This is a genomic window from Pseudogulbenkiania sp. AW2-16 (assembly GCF_056824575.1).
In genome coordinates, this window is the sequence record NZ_CP157668.1 from 1,631,272 (window position 1) to 1,654,994 (window position 23,723).

15 protein-coding genes, 1 tRNA gene and 1 pseudogene are annotated in these 23,723 nt (G+C 69.7%); 10 read left to right on the forward strand and 7 right to left on the reverse strand.

Annotation, left to right across the window (positions count from 1 at the left end; all coding sequences use genetic code 11):
* Positions 1-179 precede the first annotated feature (179 nt).
* The 4 genes from ubiT to ABKF58_RS07895 form a co-directional block, all read right to left on the reverse strand.
* Positions 180-614, reverse strand: coding sequence for a ubiquinone anaerobic biosynthesis accessory factor UbiT (gene ubiT / locus ABKF58_RS07880; RefSeq protein WP_008952385.1), 435 nt, complete (start codon positions 612-614; stop codon positions 180-182).
* On the reverse strand, positions 601-1,524 hold the full coding sequence (locus tag ABKF58_RS07885; protein ID WP_482584058.1) for a U32 family peptidase: 924 nt from the start codon (positions 1,522-1,524) through the stop codon (positions 601-603). Before ABKF58_RS07885 ends, ubiT begins: the two co-directional genes overlap by 14 nt.
* A gap of 14 nt (positions 1,525-1,538) precedes the next feature.
* Positions 1,539-2,546, reverse strand: coding sequence for a ubiquinone anaerobic biosynthesis protein UbiU (ubiU, locus tag ABKF58_RS07890; protein WP_148282999.1), 1,008 nt, complete (start codon positions 2,544-2,546; stop codon positions 1,539-1,541).
* Between the two features lie 327 nt (positions 2,547-2,873).
* Complete coding sequence (locus ABKF58_RS07895) at positions 2,874-3,254, reverse strand: SirB2 family protein (RefSeq protein WP_014088432.1); 381 nt, start codon at positions 3,252-3,254, stop codon at positions 2,874-2,876.
* Positions 3,255-3,521: 267 nt separating this feature from the next.
* On the opposite strand from ABKF58_RS07895, the gene recC reads away from it, so the two are divergent.
* From recC to ABKF58_RS07935, 8 genes and pseudogenes are all read left to right on the forward strand, one after another.
* Positions 3,522-10,259, forward strand: coding sequence for an exodeoxyribonuclease V subunit gamma (recC, locus tag ABKF58_RS07900; protein ID WP_482584059.1), 6,738 nt, complete (start codon positions 3,522-3,524; stop codon positions 10,257-10,259).
* A 29-nt stretch (positions 10,260-10,288) separates the two neighbouring features.
* Positions 10,289-11,842: a polyphosphate:AMP phosphotransferase gene (gene pap / locus ABKF58_RS07905; RefSeq protein ID WP_294864003.1), complete on the forward strand. Its 1,554-nt coding sequence runs from the start codon at positions 10,289-10,291 to the stop codon at positions 11,840-11,842.
* A 6-nt stretch (positions 11,843-11,848) separates the two neighbouring features.
* Positions 11,849-13,552, forward strand: coding sequence for an exodeoxyribonuclease V subunit alpha (gene recD / locus ABKF58_RS07910; RefSeq protein WP_482584060.1), 1,704 nt, complete (start codon positions 11,849-11,851; stop codon positions 13,550-13,552).
* Positions 13,553-13,769: 217 nt separating this feature from the next.
* A complete protein-coding gene (locus ABKF58_RS07915; protein ID WP_482584061.1) occupies positions 13,770-14,627 on the forward strand; it encodes an NUDIX hydrolase in 858 nt (285 codons plus the stop codon).
* A 614-nt stretch (positions 14,628-15,241) separates the two neighbouring features.
* The gene (locus ABKF58_RS07920; protein WP_482584062.1) at positions 15,242-18,103 is read left to right on the forward strand and encodes an EAL domain-containing protein; all 2,862 of its coding nucleotides are present in this window, start codon (positions 15,242-15,244) and stop codon (positions 18,101-18,103) included.
* A gap of 220 nt (positions 18,104-18,323) precedes the next feature.
* Positions 18,324-18,485 (forward strand): annotated as a pseudogene (locus ABKF58_RS07925) (winged helix-turn-helix domain-containing protein); the annotation flags it as partial.
* A 3-nt stretch (positions 18,486-18,488) separates the two neighbouring features.
* Positions 18,489-18,689: a hypothetical protein gene (locus tag ABKF58_RS07930; RefSeq protein WP_294863993.1), complete on the forward strand. Its 201-nt coding sequence runs from the start codon at positions 18,489-18,491 to the stop codon at positions 18,687-18,689.
* Entirely contained in the window at positions 18,689-18,823 is a 135-nt protein-coding gene (locus ABKF58_RS07935) for a hypothetical protein (RefSeq protein WP_294863992.1), read from the forward strand. The genes ABKF58_RS07930 and ABKF58_RS07935 overlap by 1 nt, the downstream gene beginning before the upstream one ends.
* A gap of 122 nt (positions 18,824-18,945) precedes the next feature.
* Here the strand turns inward: ABKF58_RS07935 and ABKF58_RS07940 are convergent.
* A tRNA-Arg gene (locus ABKF58_RS07940) sits at positions 18,946-19,022 on the reverse strand.
* 149 nt (positions 19,023-19,171) lie between these two features.
* On the opposite strand from ABKF58_RS07940, the gene ABKF58_RS07945 reads away from it, so the two are divergent.
* A complete protein-coding gene (locus ABKF58_RS07945) occupies positions 19,172-19,891 on the forward strand; it encodes a c-type cytochrome (protein ID WP_014088416.1) in 720 nt (239 codons plus the stop codon).
* Positions 19,892-19,992: 101 nt separating this feature from the next.
* Here the strand turns inward: ABKF58_RS07945 and ABKF58_RS07950 are convergent, their stop codons facing one another.
* Entirely contained in the window at positions 19,993-20,796 is an 804-nt protein-coding gene (locus ABKF58_RS07950) for a Mut7-C RNAse domain-containing protein (RefSeq protein WP_482584063.1), read from the reverse strand.
* A 150-nt stretch (positions 20,797-20,946) separates the two neighbouring features.
* Here ABKF58_RS07950 and ABKF58_RS07955 point away from each other — a divergent pair, with 150 nt between their 5' ends.
* Positions 20,947-21,363 carry a host attachment protein gene (locus ABKF58_RS07955; RefSeq protein WP_014088414.1) on the forward strand — a complete coding sequence of 139 codons (417 nt, stop codon included), beginning with the start codon at positions 20,947-20,949 and terminating at the stop codon, positions 21,361-21,363.
* Between the two features lie 205 nt (positions 21,364-21,568).
* On the opposite strand, the gene ABKF58_RS07960 is transcribed toward ABKF58_RS07955, so the two are convergent.
* Positions 21,569-23,587: a UvrD-helicase domain-containing protein gene (locus ABKF58_RS07960; protein ID WP_008952416.1), complete on the reverse strand. Its 2,019-nt coding sequence runs from the start codon at positions 23,585-23,587 to the stop codon at positions 21,569-21,571.
* Positions 23,588-23,723: the final 136 nt, after the last annotated feature.

Consider the following 23,723-nt stretch of genomic DNA (forward strand, 5'->3'; position numbering starts at 1 on the left):
CCGTTGGCCGTGGTCGGATCCGGGAGAGGGGGCACGGAGATACGTCCCCCTCGCGAGCCGGGCATGCTTTGAGCATAGCAAGGCGAGGCGTTTTAACCAGTGATTGTTTCTCTGGCGTGTGCGCGGGAGGGGAGCGAGACGCCGCCGTCAGCGGCGTCTCCGGGGGAGAGGGGCTAGGCTCAGCTCGCCATGAAGCGCGCGAGCGGGGTTTCGTGCCAGTCGACGCTGTCGAGCAGGTTCTTGACGATGAGGCCGAGCTCGGTGTCGCCTTCGATGCTCAGCTTGCGGTTGAAGAACAGCGTGTCCGGGTCTTCCTCGCGCAGCATCATGCGCGCGAAGTCGGCGACGTTGGCCGACAGGCGCAGGTCGGGCTCGCCGGGCTGGCGGTCGAGGAGGAAGCGGCGGCTGTCGGCGGCAAAGCGCAGGCTCACGCCGGCGTCGACGAGGCGCACCTCGAAGCGACGCTCGGCCAGGAGTTCCATGTCGGCGGGCAGCACGCCGCGCTTGACCAGCTGGTTGAGGCTGGTTACCAGAAGCCAGGCCGGCGGGGTGGCCGGAAGCCGGCCCAGCAGGCGGGCGAGACGGGTGGGGACGGTCAGTTCAGGCACGCGCATGATCGGCTCCCTGGGTGTTGACGATGCCGGGCTGGCCCAGCCAGTAACCGTCGACCAGCGGGTCCCGGCTCTTTGCCGCGAGCCCGGAGAGCAGCTCGCTGGCGGCGCTCTGGCCGTCGATGACGGCACGGAACGCCTGCACCACCTCGGCGCAGTGCTGTGCCTGCGGGCTGACGCGCACCGTGGTGACGCCGGCGGCGGCCATGCCCGCCGGGTGCGGCAGCAGCGACTGGCAGCCGGCCGACATGGTCTGGATGCCGTTGATGGTGAGGAAATCCTGACCGTCGCGCGTGGTCAGCGTGAGGCCGTCCGGGTGGTCGAGGCAGCGGAACTGGCAGTCGTCCTTGTTGAGGTTGTAATGGCGCGCGGTGAAGCAGCGCGCCGAGAACGCCAGCGGCAGCTTGCCCCAGGCGAACACTTCGGTCTCGATCGCCGGGGCGTGTTGCAGCACCTCGGCCAGCGTGGCGCGGTCCATTTCCACCGGCGGCAGCCAGCGGTAGGCGCCGAGGCGCTGCATCAGCGCCAGCGTCTCGCCGTTATAGATGTTGAGGTGCGGGCCGGCGACGAAGGGCAGGCGCTGCTCGCGCGCCAGCCGTGCCGCGCCGAGGTCGTTGGCCTCGATGCGCACGCGGCCGTTGTCGATCAGCTTCCTGAGGCGCTTGAGGTCGGATTCGCTCTCCAGGAGCGCCTGGCTCGACAGCACGGCTTCCTTGCCGGCGTCGGCCAGGTCGTGCGCCAGGCCGATCCAGTCCTGGGTGCGCAGCTGCTGGCGGCGCGAGCACACCACTTCGCCCAGGTAGATGGTGTCGACCGGCCAGGCCGCGGCCTCGCTGTAGAAGTTGAAGATTTCGTCGCGCGACCAGAAGAACAGCACCGGTCCGAGGGTGAGCTTGAGATTCAGGGAGGTCATGGTCGTCGGTTCCATCATTTCCACGGGCGGTTGTAGGCGCCCAGCGTCTGCTGCTGGCCTTCCGACAGCCGGCCCAGTTCCTGTTGCCAGGCCGGACGCACGCTGAAGCGTTGCGCTTCGCGTCCGGCGGCGTCGAGCGCGGCGCGCAGCGTGCGCGTCACCTGGCTGACGTAGGCGGGGCTGCGCTGGCGGCCTTCGACCTTGATCGCCGCCACGCCGATGTCGATGATCTGCGGCAGCATGGCCATCACGTTGAGGCTGGTGGGTTCTTCCAGCGCGTAGTAGGTGTCGCCCTGCACCGCGAAGCGGCCCTTGCACAGTGTCGGGTAGCCGGCCGGTTCGTCCTTGCCGTACTGGTCGATCAGCACGCCGCCCAGGCGCGCGTCGAGCGAGGTCTCGCCGTGCTCCCAGCGCACGTGCTTGGCGGGCGAGCACACGCCGTGGGTGTTGGGGGATTCGCCGGTGGCGTAGGACGACAGCAGGCAGCGGCCCTCCACCATCACGCACAGGCTGCCGAAGCCGAACACCTCGATCTCGACGTCGGTGTGCTCGATGACGTGGCGCACCTGGTCGAGCGTCAGCACGCGCGGCAGCACGGCGCGGCGGATGCCGAACAGCTCGCGCGCCAGGTTGACGGCTTCGTAGTTGGTGGCCGAGCCCTGCACCGACAGGTGCAAGCGCAGCTCGGGGTGGCGGCGCACGGCGTAGTCCATCAGGCCGAGGTCGGCCAGGATCACGGCGTCGACGTCGAGGTCGGCGGCCTCGTCGATGGCGCGGTGCCAGCGCGACACGTTGCCGCCCTGGGCGTAGGTGTTGATCGCCATCAGCACCTTGCGACCGCGCGCGCGGGCGTAGTCGATGCCGGCGCGAGCGCTCTTGTCGTCGAAGTTGAGCCCGGCGAAGTTGCGGGCGTTGGTGTCGTTCTTCAGGCCGAAGTAGACGGTATCGGCGCCGTTGTCGACCGCCGCCTTGAGGGCGGGGAGACTGCCGGCGGGGCACACCAGTTCGGGCAGGGTCATGATCGGTTAACGCCAGGAAACGTAAACCGGGGGACAGTAGCAGAGCAGGGCGGCGGGGCCATTGCTTTGGGTCAAGCTTCGGCCAACCCGTTTGTCGCGGTTGACCGAAACAGGGCGCGAAACCGGTTCGCGCTCTGAGGCAAGCGGCCCATGGCGAGGTGAAGAGTGCGTGGCAGGAGGCATTCCTTAATAACGCTGCGCTAGCTTGCTCCGTCCGTGACGGCACCCATCGGTATCGGCCGATGGGTTTCGCTTTGCTTCGCCCATCCTACGCTTCCGGGACAGGTGCTCCGTTGGCCTGTCCGGCTTTGGTCGGCCGAAGCGGGGGAGTTATAGCGGCCAGATCATCTTGGTCTTGGCGATCAGCACGATCCACAGCACGGTGGCGAGCGCGGCGGCGAAGGCCGTGGTGCGGATGGCCTTGGTGCGGCCGCGCTTGAGCGCCACGGTGCCGAGCCCGATGTAGACCAGCAGCAGCACGATCTTGGCCATCAGCCAGTCCTGCTGGGTGGGCAGGAAGTGGGCGAGTACGGCGAGCGTGATGCCCAGCGTCAGCAGCAGGGTGTCGACCACGTGCGGCAGGATGCGCAGCGGCTTGGCGCGCAGCAGCGGTGAATCGGCCAGCATCAGCCCGCCGCGCACGGTGAACAGCAGGATGGAGAGGTAGGCGCAGCCCATGTGGGCGTGCTTGATGAGGGTGTAGGTTGGCATGTTTTTCCCGCATGAGGCGGCGCTGCCCTGGCATCTTGAGTGTCGGCGGTACTGCGCGCAAATCCATCGTAGCGATTTGCTCAGCGATCAGGAATCCTCATGGACTCGGTGTCCATTCCGGTTCCTGTGCTCCGGCGGCACTCAAGCGGCTTTGGCTCGCTCGCCTACTGGAATGAGGTTCTGGTGACTGCGTTGTGACGCAGTGACGGAGCGGCGGTTCCCGGATGGTACACTGAATACCTTCTTTTCCAAGCATCCGTCATCGCCATGCTGCACCTCTACCAGTCCAACCGTCTCGAAGCGCTGGGGGAACTGTTCACCGGCATGAGCCGTGCCATGCCCCTGTCCGACCCGTTCCAGCCGGAGACGGTGCTGGTGCAGAGCCGCGGCATGGGGCGCTGGCTGACGCTGGAGCTGGCCGGGCGCGCCGGCATCGCCGCCAACCTCGACTTCGTGCTGCCGGCGGCCTTCGCCTGGCGCCTGATGCAGGCGGTGCTGCCGGGGCTGCCGCGAAAGTCGTCGTTCGCGCCCGAGGTGCTGCAGTGGCGGCTGCTGGAACTGTTGCCGACCTTGCACGGCGCGCCGTTCACGCCGCTGGTGCGCTACCTGGAGGGCGGCGAGGCGGCGGGCTTCGAGCTGGCCGGCAAGATCGCCGACATCTTCGACCAGTACTTGGTGTTCCGCCCGGACTGGATCCGCGCCTGGGAGCGCGGCGAGCTCCTGGACCTCGGCGAGGACGAGGCGTGGCAGGCCGCGCTGTGGCAAAGGTTGGCCGAAGCCGACCCGGGGCGCCACCGCGTGCGCCTGCTCGACGACTTCCTCGGCGGCCTGCGCCCGGAGCACCTGCCGGAGCGCGTCAGCCTGTTCGGCATCGCCAGCCTGGCGCCGATGTACCTGGCCATGATCAAGCGCCTGGCGGCGCTGACCGACGTCTGCGTGTTCCTGCTCAACCCGTGCGAGGCCTACTGGGGCGACATCGTCGACGCGCGCGGCCAGCTCAAGCTGTTCCAGCAGGGCATGGCGGCGCACGACGACCACCCGCTGCTGGCCTCGCTCGGCAAGCAGGGGCGCGACTTCTTCGACCAGATCGCCGAGGAGATGCCCGAGGGCCACCCGCTGTTCCTCGAACCGCACGGCGACAGCCTGCTGGCGCGGTTGCAGCGCGACATCCTGACGCTGACCCCGCCCGGCGCGGCGCCCGCACCGGCGGCCCCCGGCGACCGCTCGATCGAACTCAACGCCGTGCACAGCCCGATGCGCGAGCTGGAGGTGCTGAAGGACCGCCTGCTGGCGCGCTTCGCCGCCGACCCGACGCTGACCCCGGCCGACGTCGCGGTGCTGACGCCCGACATCAACGCCTACGCGCCCTACATCGACGCGGTGTTCGGCCAACGTGACGACGCGCCCAACATCCCCTACACCGTCGCCGACCGCCGCATCGAGCGCGAGGAGCCGCTGTTGGCCACCTTCGCCGCGGTGCTGCGGCTGGCCGACTCGCGTTTCGGCGCCGACGCGGTGCTGGCGCTGCTGGACTGCGACGCGCTGCTGGCGCGCTTCGGCCTTGCCGACGCCGAGGTGCCGCTGCTGCAGCAATGGGTGCGCGAATCCGGCATCCGCTGGGGGCGCGACGCCGCGCACAAGGCGGCGCTCGGGCTGCCGGCCGACCCGCTCTACACCTGGCGCTGGGGGCTCGACCGCCTGCTGCTGGGCACGGTGCTGCCGCCTGCGCTGGCGGGCGACGCCTCGCCCTTGTTCGGCGGCCTGCTGCCGGCGGCCGGCGCGGAAGGGCAACTGGCCGAGACGCTGGCGCGCTTCGGCCAACTGTTCGACGTGCTCGACGGCTGCGCGCGCGCCTGGGCCGAGCCGGCCAGCCCCGCCGCCCGGCGCACGCGGCTGCAAGGGGCGGTGGAGGCGCTGTTCGCCGTGGACGAGGCCGGCGAGGCGGCGCTGACGCTGCTGTTCGACGCCCTGGCCGAGCTTGCCGAGGACGCCCAACTCGCCGCCTTCGACGCCCCGGTCGGGCTCGCGGTGGTGCGCGACTGGCTGACGCGGCGCCTGACGCTGTCGGCCCCCTCCGGCTTTCTCGCCGGCGGCGTCACCTTCTGCGCCATGGTGCCGATGCGCTCGATCCCGTTCCGCGTGCTGTGCCTGATCGGCATGAACGACGGCGCCTACCCGCGCGACGAGCGCCCGGTCAGCTTCGACCTGGTGGCGCGCCACCCGCGCCGCGGCGACCGCTCGCGCCGTTTCGACGACCGCTACCTGTTCCTCGAGGCGCTGCTGTCGGCGCGCGAGGCGCTCTACCTGTCCTGGGTCGGGCGCTCGGTACGCACCGACGAGCCGCTGCCGCCGTCGCCGCTGGTGGCCGAGCTGCTCGACACCCTGGCGAAAATGGCCGGCTGCGCCGTCGAGGTGGTGCAGCACCCGCTGCAGCCGTTCGCGTGCGCCGCTTTCGACGGCAGCGACCCGCGCCGCCACAGCTTCGAACCGAGCTACGCCGCCGCGCTCGCCGCCCCGCGCCACGAGCCGGCGCCGTTCGCCGTGGCGCTGCCGGGCGGCGACGCCACGGTGCTGCGCCTCGACGAGCTGCTGCGCTTCTGGCGCCACCCGGCGCGCGCCTGGCTGGCCGACCGGCTCGGCGTCAAGCTCGCCGGCAGCGCCGAGGACGTGCCGGTGCGCGAGCCGTTCACCGTCGAGCGCGACACGCGCGAAACGCTGCGGCGCGAGCTGGTCGGCGCGCTGCTGGCCTCGCGTCCGCTGGCCCCGGTCAAGGACAAGCTGGTCGGCGCCGGCCTGCTGCCGCCGGCGGCGCTGGGGCAGGCCTGGCTCGCCGAGGAAACCACCGCCAGCGTGCGCTTCGCGCGGCGCCTGCCGCCGGAACTGGCGCAGCCGCTGCGCGCGCCGGAGAGCGTCGAGCTGACGCTGGACGGCGTGACGCTGGTGGGCGAACTCTCCGGCCTGCGCGACGCCGGCCTGCTGCGCGTGGTGGCGCGCAAGGCCTACGCCGGCGAGCTGATCGAGCTGTGGCTGAGCCATCTGGTATTGTGTGCGGCACGCCCGGCCGGGGTGGCGCCGTACTCGGCCTTGTACGACGAGGAAGGGGTGCACGAACTCGGCGACGAGCCCGACGCCGCCGAGCTGCTGCGGCCGTGGCTGGCGCGCTGGCAGCAGGGCCAGCGCCAGCCGCTACCGTTCTTCGCCCGCACCAGCTGGGCCTACGCCAGGAGCCGAGGTCGAGAAACCCGATCAGCCCGAGGCGGCACTGGCCAAGGCGCTGGCGGAGTGGGACCCGGCCTACGACGGCAAGACCCCGCAGAAGGACGAGGCGGCGATCCGTCTCGCCTTCCGCCATCTCGACCCGCTGGCCGAGCCGCTGTTCGCGCAGCTGGCCGACACCCTGTTGCTGCCGCTGGCCGAACGCCTGCTGGGCGCGGCGGAAGGAGACCAAGCATGATCGCCCAGCCCCTCGACGCGCTGCGCTGCGCGCTCTCCGGCGTCAACCTGATCGAGGCCTCGGCCGGCACCGGCAAGACCTGGACCATCGCCGCGCTGTATACCCGCCTGCTGCTGGAAGAGCGCGACGGCGCGCCGCCGCCGAACATCGAACAGATCCTGGTGGTGACCTACACCAAGGCCGCCACCGCCGAGCTGCGCGAACGGCTGCGCCATCGCCTGGCGGAACTGGCCGCGGTGCTCGACGGCGCGCCGACGCGCGACGGCTTCCTGCTGGCGATGGCGCAGCGCTTCGCCGAGCCGGCGGCGCGCGACCTGGCGCGCCAGCGCCTCGGCGCCGCCATCACCGGCTTCGACGCCGCCGCCATCTACACCATCCACGGCTTCTGCCAGCGCGTGCTGACCGACGCCGCCTTCGAGAGCGGCCAGACTTTCACCGCCGAGCTGATCGCCGACGACGCCGAACGCCTGACCGAGGTGGTGGACGACTTCTGGCGCCGCCGCGTGGTGGCCGACGCGCTCCTGGCGCGGGTGCTGGCCGAGGCCGGCGAGACGCCGGACAGCTGGCTCGCCCAAGTGCGCCCCTTCCTTGCCAAGCCCTACCTGCGCAACCTGGCGCCGGCGCTGACGCCGCTGGCCGATTCGCTCGCCGCGGCCGACGCCGCCTGGCAGCGCCTGGCCGGCGACGCCGAGCTGGTGCGGGGCGGCCTCGAGCTGCTCGCCGCCACCGAGGGCTTCAAGGCCAATATCTACGGCCCGGCGCAGCAGCAGACGCTGGTGCGGCGGCTGCGGCAATGGACCGCCGACAGCGGCCTGCCGCTGCTCTCGAGCGACGACCGCAAGCGCCTCGACAAGCTCACCCCGCCCGCGCTGGCCAAGGGCATGAAGAAGGGCTTTGCCGCGCCGTCGCACCCCTTGTTCGATGCCGTGGCCGCCTGGCTCGGCGTCTGGGACGCGCACCTGGCCAACGTCGCCGCGCACGTCGCCGCGCTCAAGCTGGAGCTGATCGCCTGGGTCGACGCCGAACTGGCGCGGCGCCGCGCCAGCGAACGCACGCGCAGCTTCGACGACCTGCTGACCGACCTCGCCGCCGCGCTGGAACACCCGGACAGCGGCCCGTTGCTGGCCGAACACGTGGCGCGCAGCTTCAAGGTCGCGCTGATCGACGAATTCCAGGACACCGACCCGGTGCAGTACAGCATCTTCCGCGCCTGCTTCGTCGGCCGCGACTGCCCGCTGTTCCTGGTCGGCGACCCCAAGCAGGCGATCTACAGCTTCCGCGGCGCCGACATCTTCGCCTACCTCAGCGCGCGCGACGACGCCGCCTCCCACTACACCCTCGACACCAACCGCCGCTCGGCCGAACCGCTGGTGGCGGCGGTGAACGCGCTGTTCGCGCGCGAGCAGCCGTTCGTGCTGGCCGACATCGATTACCCGGCGGTGCGTGCCGCGCCGTCTTCCGGCTGGCGGCTGGAGGTGGACGACGGGCGCGCGCCGCTCACCTTCCAGTGGCTGGACTTCTCGTCCACCGCCAAGGGGGCCAGCAAGCAACTGGCGATGGACACCGCGGCCGAGGCCGGCGCCGACGAGATCGTGCGCCTCTTGACCCTGGCCGGGCAGGGGCGGGCGCGGCTGGTCGGCGAGCAGCGCGAGCGTGCTCTGGTCGGCGGCGACATCGCGGTGCTGGTCGCCACCCACCGCCAGGGCGAGCGCGTGCGCCAGGCATTGTCCGAGCGCGGCGTGCCCAGCGTGGCGCTGACGCAGGAGAGCGTGTTCGCCAGCGCCGAGGCGCAGGACCTGCTGGCGCTGCTGCGCGCCTGGGCCGAGCCGGCCAGCGAGGGACGCTTGCGCAGCGCGCTCGCCAGCGAGCTGTTCGGGCTCGACGCCGCCCGGTTGCTGGCGCGCGTCGACGACGAGCCGGCCTGGGAAGCGCAGCTCGCCGCCAACGCCGAAGACCACCGGCGCTGGCGCGAACACGGCTTCATGGCGGCGTGGCGCGGCTTCTTCGGGCGCGAAAGGTTGGCCGAAAGGCTGCTGCCGCTGCCCGACGGCGAGCGCCGCCTCACCAACCTCGCCCACCTCGCCGAGCTGCTGCAGCGCGAGAGCGAGGAGCGCCAGGGCATGGCGCCGCTGCTGGCCTGGTTCGAGGGCCGCGTGGCCGATCCGCCCGGCGGCGAGGAGGCGCTGCTGCGCCTCGAGAGCGATGCCGCGCTGGTCAAGATCGTCACCATCCACACCTCCAAGGGCCTGCAGTACCCGGTGGTGTTCTGCCCCTTCCTGTGGGACGGCAAGCTCGACGCCAAGGACCCCGCGTTCTGGCGCTTCCGCCGCGACGGCGCCTCGTGGCTGGCGCCCGACAGCGCCGCCGGCGACGACGTGCGCCTGCTCGCCCGCAGCGAAACCCTGGCGGAAAAGCTGCGCCTGCTGTACGTGGCGCTGACGCGCGCCCAGTACCGCCAGTACCTGGCCTGGGGCTGGGTGCAGGGCATGGCCACCGCGGCGCTGTCCTGGCTGCTGCACGGCCGCGACAGCCGCACCCTGCCCGAACTGGAACAGCTCGCCCTCAACCCGGCCACGCTGGAGGCCGACCTGGCGACGCTGCTCGCCGCGCACGCCGGCGAGATCGGCCGCCTCGACGCCAGCCCGCTCACGCTGCGCCTGGCGCCGCCGGAACACGCCGAGGCCGCGCTCGCCGCGCAGCCCTTCACGCGCAAGCTCTACACGCCGTGGCGCGTCGCCAGCTTCACTTCGCTCACCGCCGCGGCGCACGCCGCGCCGCCCCAGGCCGAGGCGCCCGACCACGACCGCGGCGCGCTGACGTTGGCCGAAGAAGACGCGGCGCGCCTCGACCGCTTCGCCTTCCCGCGCGGCGCGCGCGCCGGTACCTGCCTGCACGCCATGCTGGAGCGCGTCGACTTCGCCGCGGACGACGACACGCTGCGCGCCGCCGCCATCGAGCAGCTGGAACGCGCCGGCTTCGCCCTGCACTGGCAGGACGCCGCGCTCGACATGCTGCGCCGCACGCTCGCGGTGCCGCTGGACGACGGCGTGCGCCTCGCCGACGTGCCGGCCGGGCGGCGCCTGGTCGAGCTGGAATTCACCCTGCCGGTGACGCGGCTCGACGTCGCGGCGCTGGTCGGCGTGCTGACCGACCCGGCCAACGGCCTCGCCGCGCCCCTGCGCGACGCCGCCGCCGCGCTCGATTTCTACCGCGTGGTCGGCTACCTCAAGGGCTTCATCGACCTGGTGTGCGAGGCGAACGGGCGCTGGTACCTGGTCGATTACAAGTCCAACCACCTCGGCCACGACGAGGCCGCCTACCACCGCGAGGCCTTGCTGGCCTCGGTGGCGCGCGAACACTATTACCTGCAATACCTGCTCTACTGCGTGGCGCTCAGGCGCTACCTCGCGGTGCGCGGCCTCGATTTCGGTCAATGTTTCGGCGGCGTGCGCTACCTCTACCTGCGCGGGCTGACTCCCGAAGGCGGCGGGGTGTGGCGCGATCTGCCGGGCGAGCGGCTGATAGAACGACTGGACGCGCTGTTCGCCTGAGCGCATAGGAAGAAAAGGAAAACCATCACATGTTCGAATCGGCGGAAATCGGCCACAGCATCGACAAGGACAGCTACAAGGCGGCGCTGCCGGCCCTGCGCGAGGCGCTGCTCGACGTGCAGTACGAACTCAAGGAAAAGGGCGACTTCCCGGTGCTGGTGCTGATCCACGGCATCGACGGCGCCGGGCGCGGCGAGACGCTCAACCTGCTCAACGAGTGGCTCGACCCGCGCCTGATCGACACCGTGGCCTTCGACCAGCCCAACGACGAGGCGCGCGCGCGGCCGTGGATGTGGCGTTACTGGCGCGAGCTGCCGCCCAAGGGTCGGCTCGGCATCTTCTTCGGCTCCTACTACTCGGACGCGATGTTCGATTACCTCGACGGCAACAGCAGCAAGGACCGCTTCGACCGCCAGATCTCCGAAGTGCAGCGCCTCGAGCACATGCTCGCCAACGACGGCACGCTGATCATCAAGTTCTGGTTCCACCTGACGCGCGAGCAGCAGAAGAAGCGGCTGAAGACGCTGGAGAAAGACCCGGCCACCGCCTGGCGCGTCAGCCCCGGCGACTGGCAGCACTACGAGCAGTACGCGGAGATCAGGAAGAGCGCCGAGCACATGATCCGGCTGTCCAACACCGCCTACGCGCCGTGGGTGATGATCGACGGCCAGGATGCCAATTACCGCAGCCTCACCGTGGGCCAGGTGCTGCTGGCCGCGCTGCGCCAGCGCCTGCAGCTCGACCACCCCTACCTGGCGCGCAGCGAGAGCGCGCCGATCGTGCCGCCGCTCGACAACAAGCTGCTGCTGGAGACGCTGGCGCTCGACCAGGCGCTGTCCAAGGACGACTACCTGGTGAAGCTGGAAGAACTGCAGGGCCGCCTCAACCGCCTGACGCGCCATCCGCGCTTTGCCCACCACTCGCTGGTGCTGGTGTTCGAGGGCAACGACGCGGCGGGCAAGGGCGGCAGCATCCGCCGCATCACCCAGGCGCTCGACGCGCGCCGCTACCGCGTGGTGCCGGTGGCCGCGCCCACCGAGGAAGAACGCGCCCAGCCCTGGCTGTGGCGTTTCTGGCGCCACGTGCCGGGCAAGGGCCGCAGCACCATCTTCGACCGCAGCTGGTACGGCCGCGTGCTGGTGGAACGGGTCGAGGGCTTCGCCGCCGAAGCCGACTGGATGCGCGCCTACTACGAGATCAACGACTTCGAGCACCAGTTGGCCGAAAACGGCGCCATCGTGCTCAAGTTCTGGCTCGCCATCAGCCCGGAGGAGCAGCTCAAGCGCTTCCAGGCGCGCGAGGAAACCGGCTTCAAGCGCTTCAAGATCACCGACGAGGACTGGCGCAACCGCCAGCGCTGGGACGACTACAAGCACGCGGTGTGCGACATGATCGACCACACTAGCACCAGCCAGGCGCCGTGGACGCTGGTGGAGGCCAACAACAAGTACTTTGCCCGCCTGAAGGTGCTGCGTACCGTGTGCGACGCGCTGGAAGCGCGCCTGGAAAACGGCAAGCAGGGCAAGGGCGGCGGCAAGAACGGCGAGCACAAGAATGGCAACGACAAACCCGAGCACGACTGACGCCCCATGACCCCGACTCCGCCCGACAATCCGCTTGCCGCCCAGCTGCTGCCGCTGTTCGCCCGGCTCGACCCCGCCGCCGGAGCCGAGCTGGCGGCGCTGGTGGAGCAGCTCGCCGCCGCCAACCAGGCCGGCCACGTCTGCCTGCCGTTAGGTGCGCGCGCCGCCCGCCTGCCGGCCTCGCCGCTCGTGGGGCGGCCCGGCGACTACGCGCCGCTGATCCTCGACCGGGCCGGCCGGCTCTATTTCGCGCGCCACTGGTACGACGAGGAGCGCCTGGCGCGCCGTCTTGCCGCGCTCGCCGCCGCACCCTTCGACGTCGACGCGGCGCGCCTCGCCGCCGTGCTGGCGCGGCTGTTCCCCACCGCCGACCCGGCGCGGCCGGACCGCCAGAAGCTGGCCGCGGCGCTGGCGCTGCGGCAACGCCTGGTGGTGATCTCCGGCGGCCCCGGCACCGGCAAGACCACCACCGTGGTGCGCCTCTTGGCGGCGCTGGCCGAGCTGTCGCCGCGCCCGCTGGCGATGGCGATGGCGGCCCCCACCGGCAAGGCGGCGGCGCGCCTGACCGAATCGGTGCAGGGGGCCAGCGCGCAGCTCGCGCTCGACGCCGCGGTGCGGCGTCAGTTGCCCGACAGCGCGCAAACGCTGCACCGCCTGCTGGGCCTGCGCCCTGGGCTCGCCACGCCGCGCCACCACGCCGGCCATCCCTTGCCGCTCGACGTGCTGGTGGTGGACGAGGCGTCGATGATCGACCTCGCGCTGATGGCCAAGACGCTCGACGCGCTGCCGCCGCACGCGCGATTGATTTTACTCGGCGACCGCGACCAGCTCGCCTCGGTCGACCCCGGCGCGGTGCTGGGTGAACTGTGCCAGACGGTGAGCTACTGCCCGGACACGCTGGCCTGGCTCGCCCAGGCCTGCGGCGTGCTGCCGGAAGGGCTCGCCACCGTGCCGCACGCGCTGGCCGACAGCGTGGTGCTGCTGACGCACAGCCACCGCTTCGCCGCCGACAGCGGCATCGGCGCGCTGGCGCGCGCGGTCAATGCCGGCGACGCCGCCCGGGCGCTCGCCGTGCTCGACGACGCCGCCTGTCCCGACGTCGCCTGGCAGCCCGGCGATCTGGCCGAGGGGCTGTGGCAGGCGCGCCAGGGCTACTTCGCCGCGGTCGCCGCCGGCGCCGCGCCGGATGAGCTGCAGCGCGAGTTCGGCCGCTTCATGGTGCTGGCGGCGGAGCGGCGCCAGGTCGACGCCTGCAACCGCGCCGTCGAGGCGCGGCTGGAAGCCGCCGGGCGCAAGTCGCCTGAGCGCGACAACTACCCCGGCCGGCCGCTGATGATCACCGAGAACGACTACGGCATCGGCCTGTTCAACGGCGACATCGGCTTCACGGTGCAGCGCGCCGACGGCCTGCGCGTGGCTTTTCCCAGCGCCGACGGCGGCTGGCGCGAGATCGCGCCGGGGCGGCTGCCGGCGCACCAGACGGTGTTCGCCATGACCGTGCACAAGAGCCAGGGCTCGGAGTTCGAGCGCGTCTGGCTGGCGCTGCCCGAGGCGGCTTCGGCCAACCTCAACCGCGCCCTGGTCTACACCGCGATCACGCGCGCGCGGCGCGAGTTCGCGGTGCAGGGCAGCGCCGCGGTGTGGAGCGCCGCCCTGGCGCGCGCCCCCGAGCGCGCCTCCGGCTTGGCCGAGCGCCTCGACGAGGGCTGAGGCCGGCCATGGCGGAAGAGGGGCGCCATGGCGCGGCCGTAATGGTACGCGCGTCCTCCCGCGACGCACCCCCAGCGGGTGGCGATGTGGCAAGGGGAGGGGCGGGACATCGGGTTGGCGCCGTGCCGCGTCGAACCGTGCAGAAATTCGAGCCAACTGCTTGAAACTTCCGTAACATGGCGGGCTGTTTCGACCACAACAGCGTCATGGAGGACCCATGCAAGTGGAAGCCGTGCTGGACTACCTGTCCGGCGTCACCCGCTACGACCGATCGGCCTTTACCGAACTCGCCATCGACGGCGAGGTGCTGGGCAGCGTCAACGCCGCCTGGTGCGAACGCCTGCTCGCCAGCGAAGCGGCGCTGTTCGTCGCCAGCGAGCGCGGCCTGTCCTGTACCCTGGCGGGCGACTACGCCCACTTCAGCCGCGAGCTCGCCGCCGCGGCGCAGCGCTGGCAGCAGGCCGGCTGGCTCAACGGCTGGCGCAACGAGAACTTCACCGCGTTCCGCCTCGACGGCACCCCGCTGTTCGAACTGGAGCGCGCCGCCTTCCGCCCGCTCGGCCTCACCAGCCGCGCGGTCCATCTCAACGGTCTGGTACGAGGCGCCGACGGCACGCTGCGCATGTGGATCGGCCGGCGCAGCCCGGACAAGGCGGTCGACCCCAACCGCATGGACAACCTGATGGGCGGCGGCATTGCCGCTGGCGAGTCGATCGCGCTGGCGTTGGAGCGCGAGGGCTGGGAAGAGGCCGGCATCCCGGCCGACCGCCTGGAACTGCTGCGCCCCGCCACCCGTCTCCTGGCCGAGCGCCCGGTGCAGCGCGGCCTGCACCGCGAATGGCTGTACACCTTCGACCTGTGGCTGAACGAAGGCGAAATCCCCTGCAACCAGGATGGCGAGGTGGCCGAGCACGTGCTGCTCGAGCTCGCCGAGGTGGAGCAGCTGATCGTCGACCAGCGCTTCATGATCGACGCCGCGCTGGTGACCATCGACTGCCTGAGCCGGCTGGGCTACTGGGGCGAGCAGAGCGCCCGCGTCGAGGCCGCGCTGGCCGAACTGCGCTATCCGCTCTGATTCCCCGCGCGTTTCGACCCGACAGGCAGGCTCGTGAGCCTGCCTTTTTTGCGTTCACTGCGCAGGATCGGTGGCGGCACGTTTCCTGACGCAGCCGCAGCGTCACGGTGCCGCCCTCCGGGGTGTGGCGGATGGCGTTGTTGACCAGGTTGGTCAGCAGCTCTTCCCGCAGCACCTCGTTGCCGGGCAGGATGGCGTCGAGATCGGGCGGCTCCCGTTCCAGAGCGAGATCGAGCTCCTTGCCGCGCGCCTCCTTGAGGCGTGCCACGCACTCCCTTTCGGCCAACCTAGCGGCGAGCGCCCTCGGGCAAAGCTCCACGCGTGCCGTCCCCCCGGTGCAGCCACGTCGTCTATGCATTTTGGTTGGCAGTGACTATATCTTCTTCATGCGGCATGCCATGGGGATTTCCGTTTGTATGGCATTGACGCTGTGGCAGGATCATCGACGATGACGTCCGGAATCTTCATGCGCGCAGGTGCGGATCTCCGGCGTACAGGCCAAACAAGGAGGCTGCATGGCACGCTGATGAAACGGGTTCGGCCCCGTTTTGCCCGCCTTCCCCTGATTGCTTTCGCCAGCAGCGCTTTTTCTCCATCCACCCTGGAAAACAGGCATGCAACCACCCCGCGTCAGTACCAACCGCCGCCTGCTGAGTTTCGCCTGGCCATTCGTCGTGGCCGTGGTGCTTTTGGTGCTGCTGGGCGGGTTGAGCCAGAACGTGCTGTCGGCGGTGCGCGCCTACATCGCCGGCGAGAGCCTGTGGTCGAAGGGCCAGAAGGATGCGGTGTACTACCTCGAACGCTACGCCGAGACCGGTTCCGAGCTGGCCTACCAGCAATACCGCGACGCCATCCGCGTGCCGCTGGCCGACAGCAAGGCGCGCCGGGCGCTGGACCGTCCCGATCCCGACACCGCCGCCGCCGCCGTGGGGTTCCTGCAGGGGGCCAACGACCCGGACGACATCCCCGAGCTGATCTGGCTGTTCCTGCGCTTTCGCCGCGTCAGTTATCTCGATCAGGCCATCGTCTACTGGGCTGAGGGTGATCGCCTGCTGGGCGAGCTCGATCAGGTGGCCCGGCGCTTGCGCCAGGGCCGGGCGAGCGGCGCCCTGAGCGCGGCGCAGGCGGCCGAGCTCAAGCTCCAGATCCAGGAGATCAACCGGGAGGTCACGCCGCTGGAGCACGCCTTCTCCAACGTGCTGGCGGAGGGAGGGCGCGTCATCCAGCGCCTGCTGGCCGCCGTCAACTTGGTCAGCGCCACCGTCCTGATCCTGTTCGCCTTGCTGCGCACGCGCCAGCTGATCCGCCAGAGCGAGCTGTTCGAGCAGGCTCTGGGCGAGAGCGAGGAGCGCCTCGCCCTCGCGGTCAGTGGCAGCGACTACGGCATCTGGGACTGGAACATCGCCGAGGGCAGTGTCTATTATTCGCCGCGTTTCAAAGCCATGCTGGGCCTGGCCGAGCATGAGCTGGAGGGCTCCGTCGGTGCGTTCTGGGCGCATCTGCACCCGGACGACACGGTGCCGACGCGCGACAGCCTGGAGCGGCATCTGGCGGGCGAGGGCGGCTACGACGTCGAGTACCGCCTGCGCACCCGCAACGGCGGCTATCGCTGGTTCCGGGCGCGCGGCCAGGCTCTGCGCGACGCCGCCGGGCGGGCGGTGCGCATGTCGGGCTCGATCTTCGACATCACCGACCGCAAGTTGGCCGAAGGCGCCCTGCACGCCGAGCAGGAACGCGCCCAGGTCACCCTGGCCTCGATCGGCGACGCCGTGATTACCCTCGACGGCGGCGGCCAGGTCGACTACCTCAATCCGGTGGCCGAGCAACTGATCGGCCACCCGCTGGCGCAGGCGCATGGCCGTCGCCTGGGTGCCTTGTGCTGCCTGTTCGAGGAGGGGCTGTCGCCGGAGCGGCCGGTCCGTCTCGAGCCGCTGCTCAACGAGGCGGCGCCGCCCGGCGCCGGGCGCAACCTGCTGCTGGAGCGGCACGACGGCTCGCGCGTCTCGGTGTGCATGGTGAGCGCCCCGATCTTCGACAGCCAGGGCGGGGTGTCCGGCAAGGTGCTGGTGTTCCACGACATGACGCGCGAACGCCTGTATATCGAAAGCCTGTCCTGGCAGGCCAGCCACGACGCCCTCACCGGGCTCACCAACCGCCACGAATTCGAGCGCCGCCTGACGCGGCTGCTGGAGACCACCGTCGGGCGCCAGCAGTACCACGTGCTGATGTACCTCGACCTCGACCAGTTCAAGGTGGTCAACGACACCTGCGGCCATGCCGCCGGTGACGAACTGCTGCGCCAGGTGTGCGTGCTCTTGTCCCAGCAGCTGCGCGAGGGCGACACCCTGGCGCGCCTGGGCGGCGATGAATTCGGCGTGCTGCTGCAGAACTGTCCGCCCGAAGCGGCGCTGCCGGTCGCCGAGAAGCTGCGTCAGACCGTGTGCGACCTGCACTTCAGCTGGAATGGCCAGCCGTTCGCGATCAGTGCCAGCATCGGAGTGGTGCACATTTCCGGGGTGCCGACCACACTCAAGGAGGTGATGCGCGCCGCCGACGTGGCCTGCTACATGGCCAAGGAGAAGGGGCGCAACCGGGCGCAGCTGTACGCCGCGGACGACGCCGAACTGACCGTCCGCTACGGCGAAATGGAGTGGGTGCAACGCCTGCACCGCGCGCTGGAAGACGATCGTTTCCGCCTCTACGCGCAGACCATCGCCCCGCTCGGCGACGGCTCGGCCGCACCGCATTTCGAGCTGCTGCTGCGGCTGCTCGACGAGTACGGCATGCTGGTGCCGCCGAGCGCCTTCATCCCGGCCGCCGAACGCTACAACCTGATGGCGACCATCGATCGCTGGGTGGTGCGCACGGCGCTGGCCATGCTGGCGGCGCGGACCTCGCCGGGCAGCGAGTGGACCTGTGCCATCAACCTTTCCGGCGCCTCGCTGTGCGACGACGATTTTCTCGGTTTCCTGCGCGCCGAGCTGTCCGGCAGCGGCATCGATCCGGCGCATCTGTGTTTCGAGGTGACCGAGACCAGCGCCATCGCCAACCTGGCCTGCGCCACCGAATTCATGCGCGAACTGCGCCAGCTGGGCTGCCGCTTCTCGCTCGACGATTTCGGCGCCGGCATGTCGTCGTTCGGCTACCTCAAGCACCTGCCGGTGGATTTCCTGAAGATCGACGGCGGCTTCGTCAAGGACATGCTGGACGACCCCGTCGACCATGCCATGGTCGAGGTGATCAACCACATCGGCCACGTCATGGGCAAGCAGACCATCGCCGAGTTCGCCGAACACCCGGGCATCCTGGAGGCGCTCAAACGCATGGGGGTCGATTACGCCCAGGGCTACGGCGTGGCCAGACCGCTGCCGCTGGCCGAGGTGCTGGCCCAGCACTTTCCCGCCACCGCGCCCGACGTCGTGCCGTCCTTGGCGCCCGCCGGCAGCCAGCCGGGTTGCCCGCAGCAGTCCGTGTGAGGCGATCCGGCCGGCGCGATGAAGGCCTCCGGGCGGGCCCGCTCAAGGAGATGGCCGGCTATGCGCCGGGAGCGCTTGGGCCAGCAGGGCCGGCGCCGGGCGATCTGTTCCGCCGCGCGGCGCGTTTCGCGTATCCGGGGTGAATGGGCGGGGCCGGGGAGGGGACGGCGCTCACTCCGCCAGGAACAGGTAGCCCATGCCGCGCACGGTCTGGATCCACGACAGGCTGTCGGGGCGCGCGCAGGGCCGTCCGCTGGCGCGCTTCGACCGCAGCATCGACGTGCACATGAGCAGCATCCGCCAGAAGCTCGGCCCCTTGCCCGACGGCCGCTCCTGCATCCAGACCGTGATCCGTCGCGGCTACCAGTTCATCAAGGCCTGAGCCATGGGACGCCTGCTCTGGAAACTGTTCCTGATCCTGTGGCTGGCCCAGATCACCACCGCGCTCGGCGTCGGTGTCGCCCTCAGCCTGCGCCATCAGTTCGAATCCCCGCGTGCCACCGAACTGGCGCGGCAGGACCGGGCGCAGCGGCCGCCGCCCCGGCACCGCTGCTGGCGCGCTACCTGTCCAAGCCGATCCGTCTGATGCGCGGCGTCTTCGATGCCGTGGCTGACGCCCAGTTCGAGGCCGGCCTGTCGGGCTGCCGCGTGGAACTGCAGATCGAGCACGACGGCCGTATCGCCGCCCGCCCGTGGCCGACGACAACAGTGACGCGGTGACGACAGGGGGAGCCGTGTGTCCCCCGGAGGCAGGGTTGCCGCGAAAGGGCGCCGGGGACAAAAACGGACGGCAGGAAAGCAAAAAGGGTTAGCGAAAAGATGTCGCTAACCCTTTGAATTCTTGGCGCACCCGATTGGAATCGAACCAACGACCTTCAGCTTCGGAGGCTGACACTCTATCCAACTGAGCTACGGGTGCTTTGCAGAGCAGGCGGATGATAGCTTAACTGCCCCGGCGCGTCCAGTGAGGGGCTTTTGCCATGCCGAGAGGGTTCTCGTATAATCCCCCTGATTTCTTCATTGTCATTAATATTTCAGGCGAGGCTCGGAATGAGTAATGGGAACGGGATGGCCCCGGGACAGGTTGTCAAGGTCCTGATCGGCGTCGTTGTCTTTCTGGTCGTGGCGATCTGGCTGCTGGCCAAGCTGGCAACCAGTGGTTTCAACGTGGATGCCGAAGTCATGACCAAGGAAGCGGTAGCCGCTCGCCTGAAACCGGTCGGCGAATCCGTCGCCAGCGACGCGCCCCCGGGCATGCGCAACGGTGAACAGGTGTTCAAGGCCATCTGTATTTCCTGTCACGGTACCGGCCTGGCCGGCTCGCCCAAGTTCGGCGACGCCGGCGCCTGGGCGCCGCGTATCGCCAAGGGCTTCGACACCCTGGTACAGCACGCGCTGGGCGGCTTCAACGCCATGCCGGCCAAGGGCGGCGCCGCCGACCTGAGCGACGACGAAGTGAAGCGCGCCGTGGCCTACATGGCCAATGCCGGCGGTGCCAAGTTCACCGAGCCGAAAGTCGGCGGCGAAGGCGGCGCGGCGCTCGACCCGAACGTGGCCGGCAAGAAGATCTTCGACAGCGTTTGTACCGCCTGCCATTCCACCGGCGCCGCCGGTGCGCCGAAGTTCGGCGACAAGGCCGCCTGGGCTCCGCGTCTGAAGCCGGGTCTGGACGAAGTGGTGAAGATCGCCACCAAGGGCCTGAACGCCATGCCGCCTAAGGGTGGCTTCACCGGCAGCGACGAAGAATTCAAGGCCGCCGTCGAATACATGGTGAACAACTCCAAGTAAGCCTGCCTAGGCTTTCCAGATACCAGAAACGCGCCCTCGGGCGCGTTTTTTTGTGCCCCGCCGCCACGGCCCGAAACCTTCCGGCACCGGCGTGAGCCGCCTCAGTCCCGTGGCGCCTGCTCCGACCCGGGCCAGCTCAGGCCGTGTTCCCGCAGCAGCGGCTCCAGCCAGTGGCGCAGTCGGTCGCAATGCTTTCCCTCCCAGTACAGCTTGCGGCAGCTCTGGCAACGGTAGAAGTGGCGCTGGTAGGCGTAGACGCGCGGCGGTGTCTCGGCGGCGACACTGGCGCGCGTCACCGCTTCGATGGCGCCGTTGCAGCGCGCGCAGCGGCTGAACAGGCGCAGCTGACGCCACAGATCGAAGCGCTCCAGCACCTCGAGCAGCTGCTCGCGCGGCATGATGGCACGCAGGAAGGCGCCGTGCGTCACGGCATTGCGCTTCAGCAGTCCGACGTCGCGCGTGAGCAGGATGCGGTGCTCGGCCAGCGCGACCTGCGCCAGTTCCTCGTCCGGCCAGTCGTTGCGGTACAGCGTATCGAGCCCGAGCAGGCGCAGGTAGCGCGCCAGCCGGCCAAGATGGACATCGAGCACGAAGCAGGGGTGGCGTAGCGGCGCCGGGCGCAGCCGGTTCAGCTCGGCGAGGTCGAAGCGCTCGAAGGTCGGGTAGACCGCCACCCGTTCGCCGCCGTGCAGATGGTGCTGGAAATCCACCGACACGCCGTCCACCAGGATCAGGTCGACCTCGGTATGCGGCACCCCCAGCGCCTGGATGCGGTCCTTGACAGTGGGGCTGCCGCTGAAGGCATGGCGAAAACTGACCTTGCGCCGGGCGGGCGGCAAAAAATCGTTCAGCTCCTCGTAGAAGCGGAATTCGCAGTGCTTGAGGGACTTCGGGGCGCGCGACATGTATGCACTATAACCCTAGAAACAGCCGCTGTTTTGCCGTGCCGTGGCAGCGTGTCGGGAGCGCACGGCGGCCAGCGGCGAACCCGGACGATTGGCTGCGGCCAGGCGACAAGGGGCGCCAAGACCGCCAACTTGAGTGGAGTGAGCGATATGGACGTTTCATGGATTGTCGTCGCCGACAGCCGGCGCGCACGGATTTTCCAGCCCGAGGCCGGTGGGCACAAGCTGACGGAAACGGCGGAAATCAGTGCGGAGGAGGGGGAGGCCGCCGCGGGCGGCAACCATGCCGAGCCGCCGCGCGGCGGGCACCGGACCATGGTGACGCGCAGCGACCCGCAGGAGCACGATGCCGCCGCGTTCGCCCGCAAGCTGGCGAACGCCCTGACCCAGGGACGCGCCGACGGCAGTTTCGAGCGGCTGGTGCTGGTGGCGCCGCCGCACTTCCTCGGCCAGTTGGGCGAGTGCCTGCCCAAAGAGGTCGAGCGCATGGTGGCGCTCAAGGTGTCGCAGGAACTGACCCATCTCGATGCCGCGGCCATCCGCGAGCATCTGCCGGCGCGCTGGTGAGCGCCGCTTTCATCCGGTGGCCGCACTTCGCCCCGTGAGCGTCGGTGGCCTTCTGCGCGAGCGAGGCTCTGCGAGAGACTCGCTCCGCCCTGATCCTCGGGTACGCCGCGGATGCTACGGTTTCCTGGCGCCTGCGGCGGTCACGCTGTCCGGGCGGTTTCGCCCCGGCTGAAACACGTTCTCCGTCCAGGTCGATGGCGGCACGCTACTCGGCGCCGCCCTTGCCCTTCTTGCCTTCCAGCATCGCACTCAGGCTCGCCAGCCGCGACTTGCCCTCGCTCTTGCTGACCACCGGCTCGGCGCCCGGCTTGCCGAAGTGGCGCAGGTCGTCGCCGTTGATCTCGTCGATGAAGCGCGACGGGTCGACGAACTGCCACTCGCCGGCGCGCCTGCGCTTGACGCAGTGGGTCAGCGTCAGGCTCCTCTGGGCACGGGTGATGCCGACGTACATCAGCCGCCGCTCCTCCTCGATCATGCCGTTTTCCACCGATTCGCTGTGCGGCAGGATGCCTTCCTCGCAGCCCACCAAGAACACGTGCGGGTACTCCAGGCCCTTGGAGGCGTGCAGCGTCGACATGTGCACCGCGTCCAGCTCGCCCTCGTCGCGCCCCTCCAGCATGGTGATCAGCGCGATCAGCTGGGTCAGCTCGATCAGGTTCTTGTTGTCGGCCTCGCCCTTCCTGGCGAGCCAGGCCACCATCTCCTGCACGTTCTTCCACTTGGTCTCGGCGGCGCGCGGGCTGTCCTCGCTGTCGTACAGCCAGGTCTCGTAGCCGATCGCCTTGAGCATCTCCTGCGCCAGCTCCCCGGCCGGCTCGCGCAGCGCGCGGTACTGCAGATGATTGATGAAGTCGCAGAATTGCGTCAGCGGCTCCAGCTGGGCGTGCTGCACCTGCAGCCGGAAGCCTTCCTCGTACGCCGCGGCAAACAGGCTCTTCTTGCGCTCGCCGGCCCAGGCGCCGAGCTTCTCCAGCGTGCCGGCGCCGACGCCGCGCTTGGGCGTGGTCAGGGCGCGGATGAAGGCCGGGTCGTCGTCCGGGTTGGTGATCAGCCGCATGTAGGCGATCACGTCCTTGACCTCGGCCTTGTCGAAGAAGCTCTGCCCGCCGGACATCTGGTAGGGGATGCGCTGGTTGCGCAGCGCCTGCTCGAAGATGCGCGCCTGGTAGTTGCCACGGTAGAGGATGGCGTAGTCCTTGAACTCGGTGCGGCATTCGAACTTGTGCGCCAAGAGGCGCTGCACCACCACCTCGGCCTCGTGCTCCTCGTCCTTGCAGCGGATGACGTGGATCGGCTCGCCCAGGCCCAGTTCGCTCCACAGCTGTTTCTCGAACAGCTTGGGGTTGTTCGAGATCACCGAGTTGGCGGCGCGCAGGATGCGCGCGGTGGAGCGGTAGTTCTGCTCCAGCTTGATGATCTTGAGCTTGGGGAAATCCTGCTGCAACAGGCGCAGGTTCTCCATGTTGGCGCCGCGCCAGGCGTAGATGCTCTGGTCGTCGTCGCCCACCGCGGTGAACATGCCGCGCACCCCGGTCAGCAGCTTCACCAGCTGGTACTGGCAGGTATTGGTGTCCTGGTATTCGTCGAGCAGCAGGTAGCGCAGCTTGTGCTGCCACTTCTGCAGCACCTCCTCGTTGTTGCGGAACAGCTCCACCGGCAGCCGGATCAGGTCGTCGAAGTCCATCGCCTGGTAGGCGGTGAGGGTGTCCTGGTAGGCGAGGTAGGTGGTGGCGCAGATGCGTTCCCACTCGTTTTCGGCCAACGTGAGCGCCTCCTCGGCGCTCTTGAAGTCGTTCTTCCACAGCGAGATCTGGCTTTGCACCTTGCGCACCTCGTCCTTGGCGGTGGTGCGCAGCAGGTCGGAGATGATCTTGCCGGCGTCGTAGGCGTCGAGGATCGAGAACTGCGGCTTGTAGCCCAGGTGCGGCGCCTCCTGGCGCAGGATTTGCATGCCCAGCGAGTGGAAGGTCGACACCGTCAGCCCGCGCACCTCGGCCGGTGTCATCAGCTTGGTGACGCGCTCCAGCATCTCGCGCGCCGCCTTGTTGGTGAAGGTGATGGCCGCGATGTTGCGCGCATCCATCTTCGCTTCGCGGATCAGGTGCATGATCTTGAAGGTGATCACCCGGGTCTTGCCGGAGCCGGCGCCGGCCAGCACCAGTAGCGGGCCGTCGAGGTAATGGATGGCCGCGCGTTGCGGCGGATTGAGCTGGGGTGCTGACATGGCGTTTCCGGTGGGAGGCGACGCGCCGGAGGGGGCGCGTCGCAAATCGGTAATGCAGGCCGGGCATTGTAGCATGCGGTATCATCGCGCTAGTGCGGACGGCCCTTTTCTGCCGGTCTGCCAATCGAGGACAATT

Excerpts from the sequence above, each read along its gene's own strand:
- ubiT (WP_008952385.1), bottom strand. The coding sequence starts at position 614 with ATGCGCGTGCCTGAACTGACCGTCCCCACCCGTCTCGCCCGCCTGCTG.
- ABKF58_RS07885 (WP_482584058.1), bottom strand. The coding sequence starts at position 1,524 with ATGACCTCCCTGAATCTCAAGCTCACCCTCGGACCGGTGCTGTTCTTC.
- ABKF58_RS07895 (WP_014088432.1), bottom strand. The coding sequence starts at position 3,254 with ATGCCAACCTACACCCTCATCAAGCACGCCCACATGGGCTGCGCCTAC.
- recC (WP_482584059.1), top strand. The coding sequence starts at position 3,522 with ATGCTGCACCTCTACCAGTCCAACCGTCTCGAAGCGCTGGGGGAACTG.
- pap (WP_294864003.1), top strand. The coding sequence starts at position 10,289 with ATGTTCGAATCGGCGGAAATCGGCCACAGCATCGACAAGGACAGCTAC.
- recD (WP_482584060.1), top strand. The coding sequence starts at position 11,849 with ATGACCCCGACTCCGCCCGACAATCCGCTTGCCGCCCAGCTGCTGCCG.
- ABKF58_RS07915 (WP_482584061.1), top strand. The coding sequence starts at position 13,770 with ATGCAAGTGGAAGCCGTGCTGGACTACCTGTCCGGCGTCACCCGCTAC.
- ABKF58_RS07920 (WP_482584062.1), top strand. The coding sequence starts at position 15,242 with ATGCAACCACCCCGCGTCAGTACCAACCGCCGCCTGCTGAGTTTCGCC.
- ABKF58_RS07930 (WP_294863993.1), top strand. The coding sequence starts at position 18,489 with ATGGGACGCCTGCTCTGGAAACTGTTCCTGATCCTGTGGCTGGCCCAG.
- ABKF58_RS07935 (WP_294863992.1), top strand. The coding sequence starts at position 18,689 with ATGCGCGGCGTCTTCGATGCCGTGGCTGACGCCCAGTTCGAGGCCGGC.
- ABKF58_RS07945 (WP_014088416.1), top strand. The coding sequence starts at position 19,172 with ATGGCCCCGGGACAGGTTGTCAAGGTCCTGATCGGCGTCGTTGTCTTT.
- ABKF58_RS07950 (WP_482584063.1), bottom strand. The coding sequence starts at position 20,796 with ATGTCGCGCGCCCCGAAGTCCCTCAAGCACTGCGAATTCCGCTTCTAC.
- ABKF58_RS07955 (WP_014088414.1), top strand. The coding sequence starts at position 20,947 with ATGGACGTTTCATGGATTGTCGTCGCCGACAGCCGGCGCGCACGGATT.
- ABKF58_RS07960 (WP_008952416.1), bottom strand. The coding sequence starts at position 23,587 with ATGTCAGCACCCCAGCTCAATCCGCCGCAACGCGCGGCCATCCATTAC.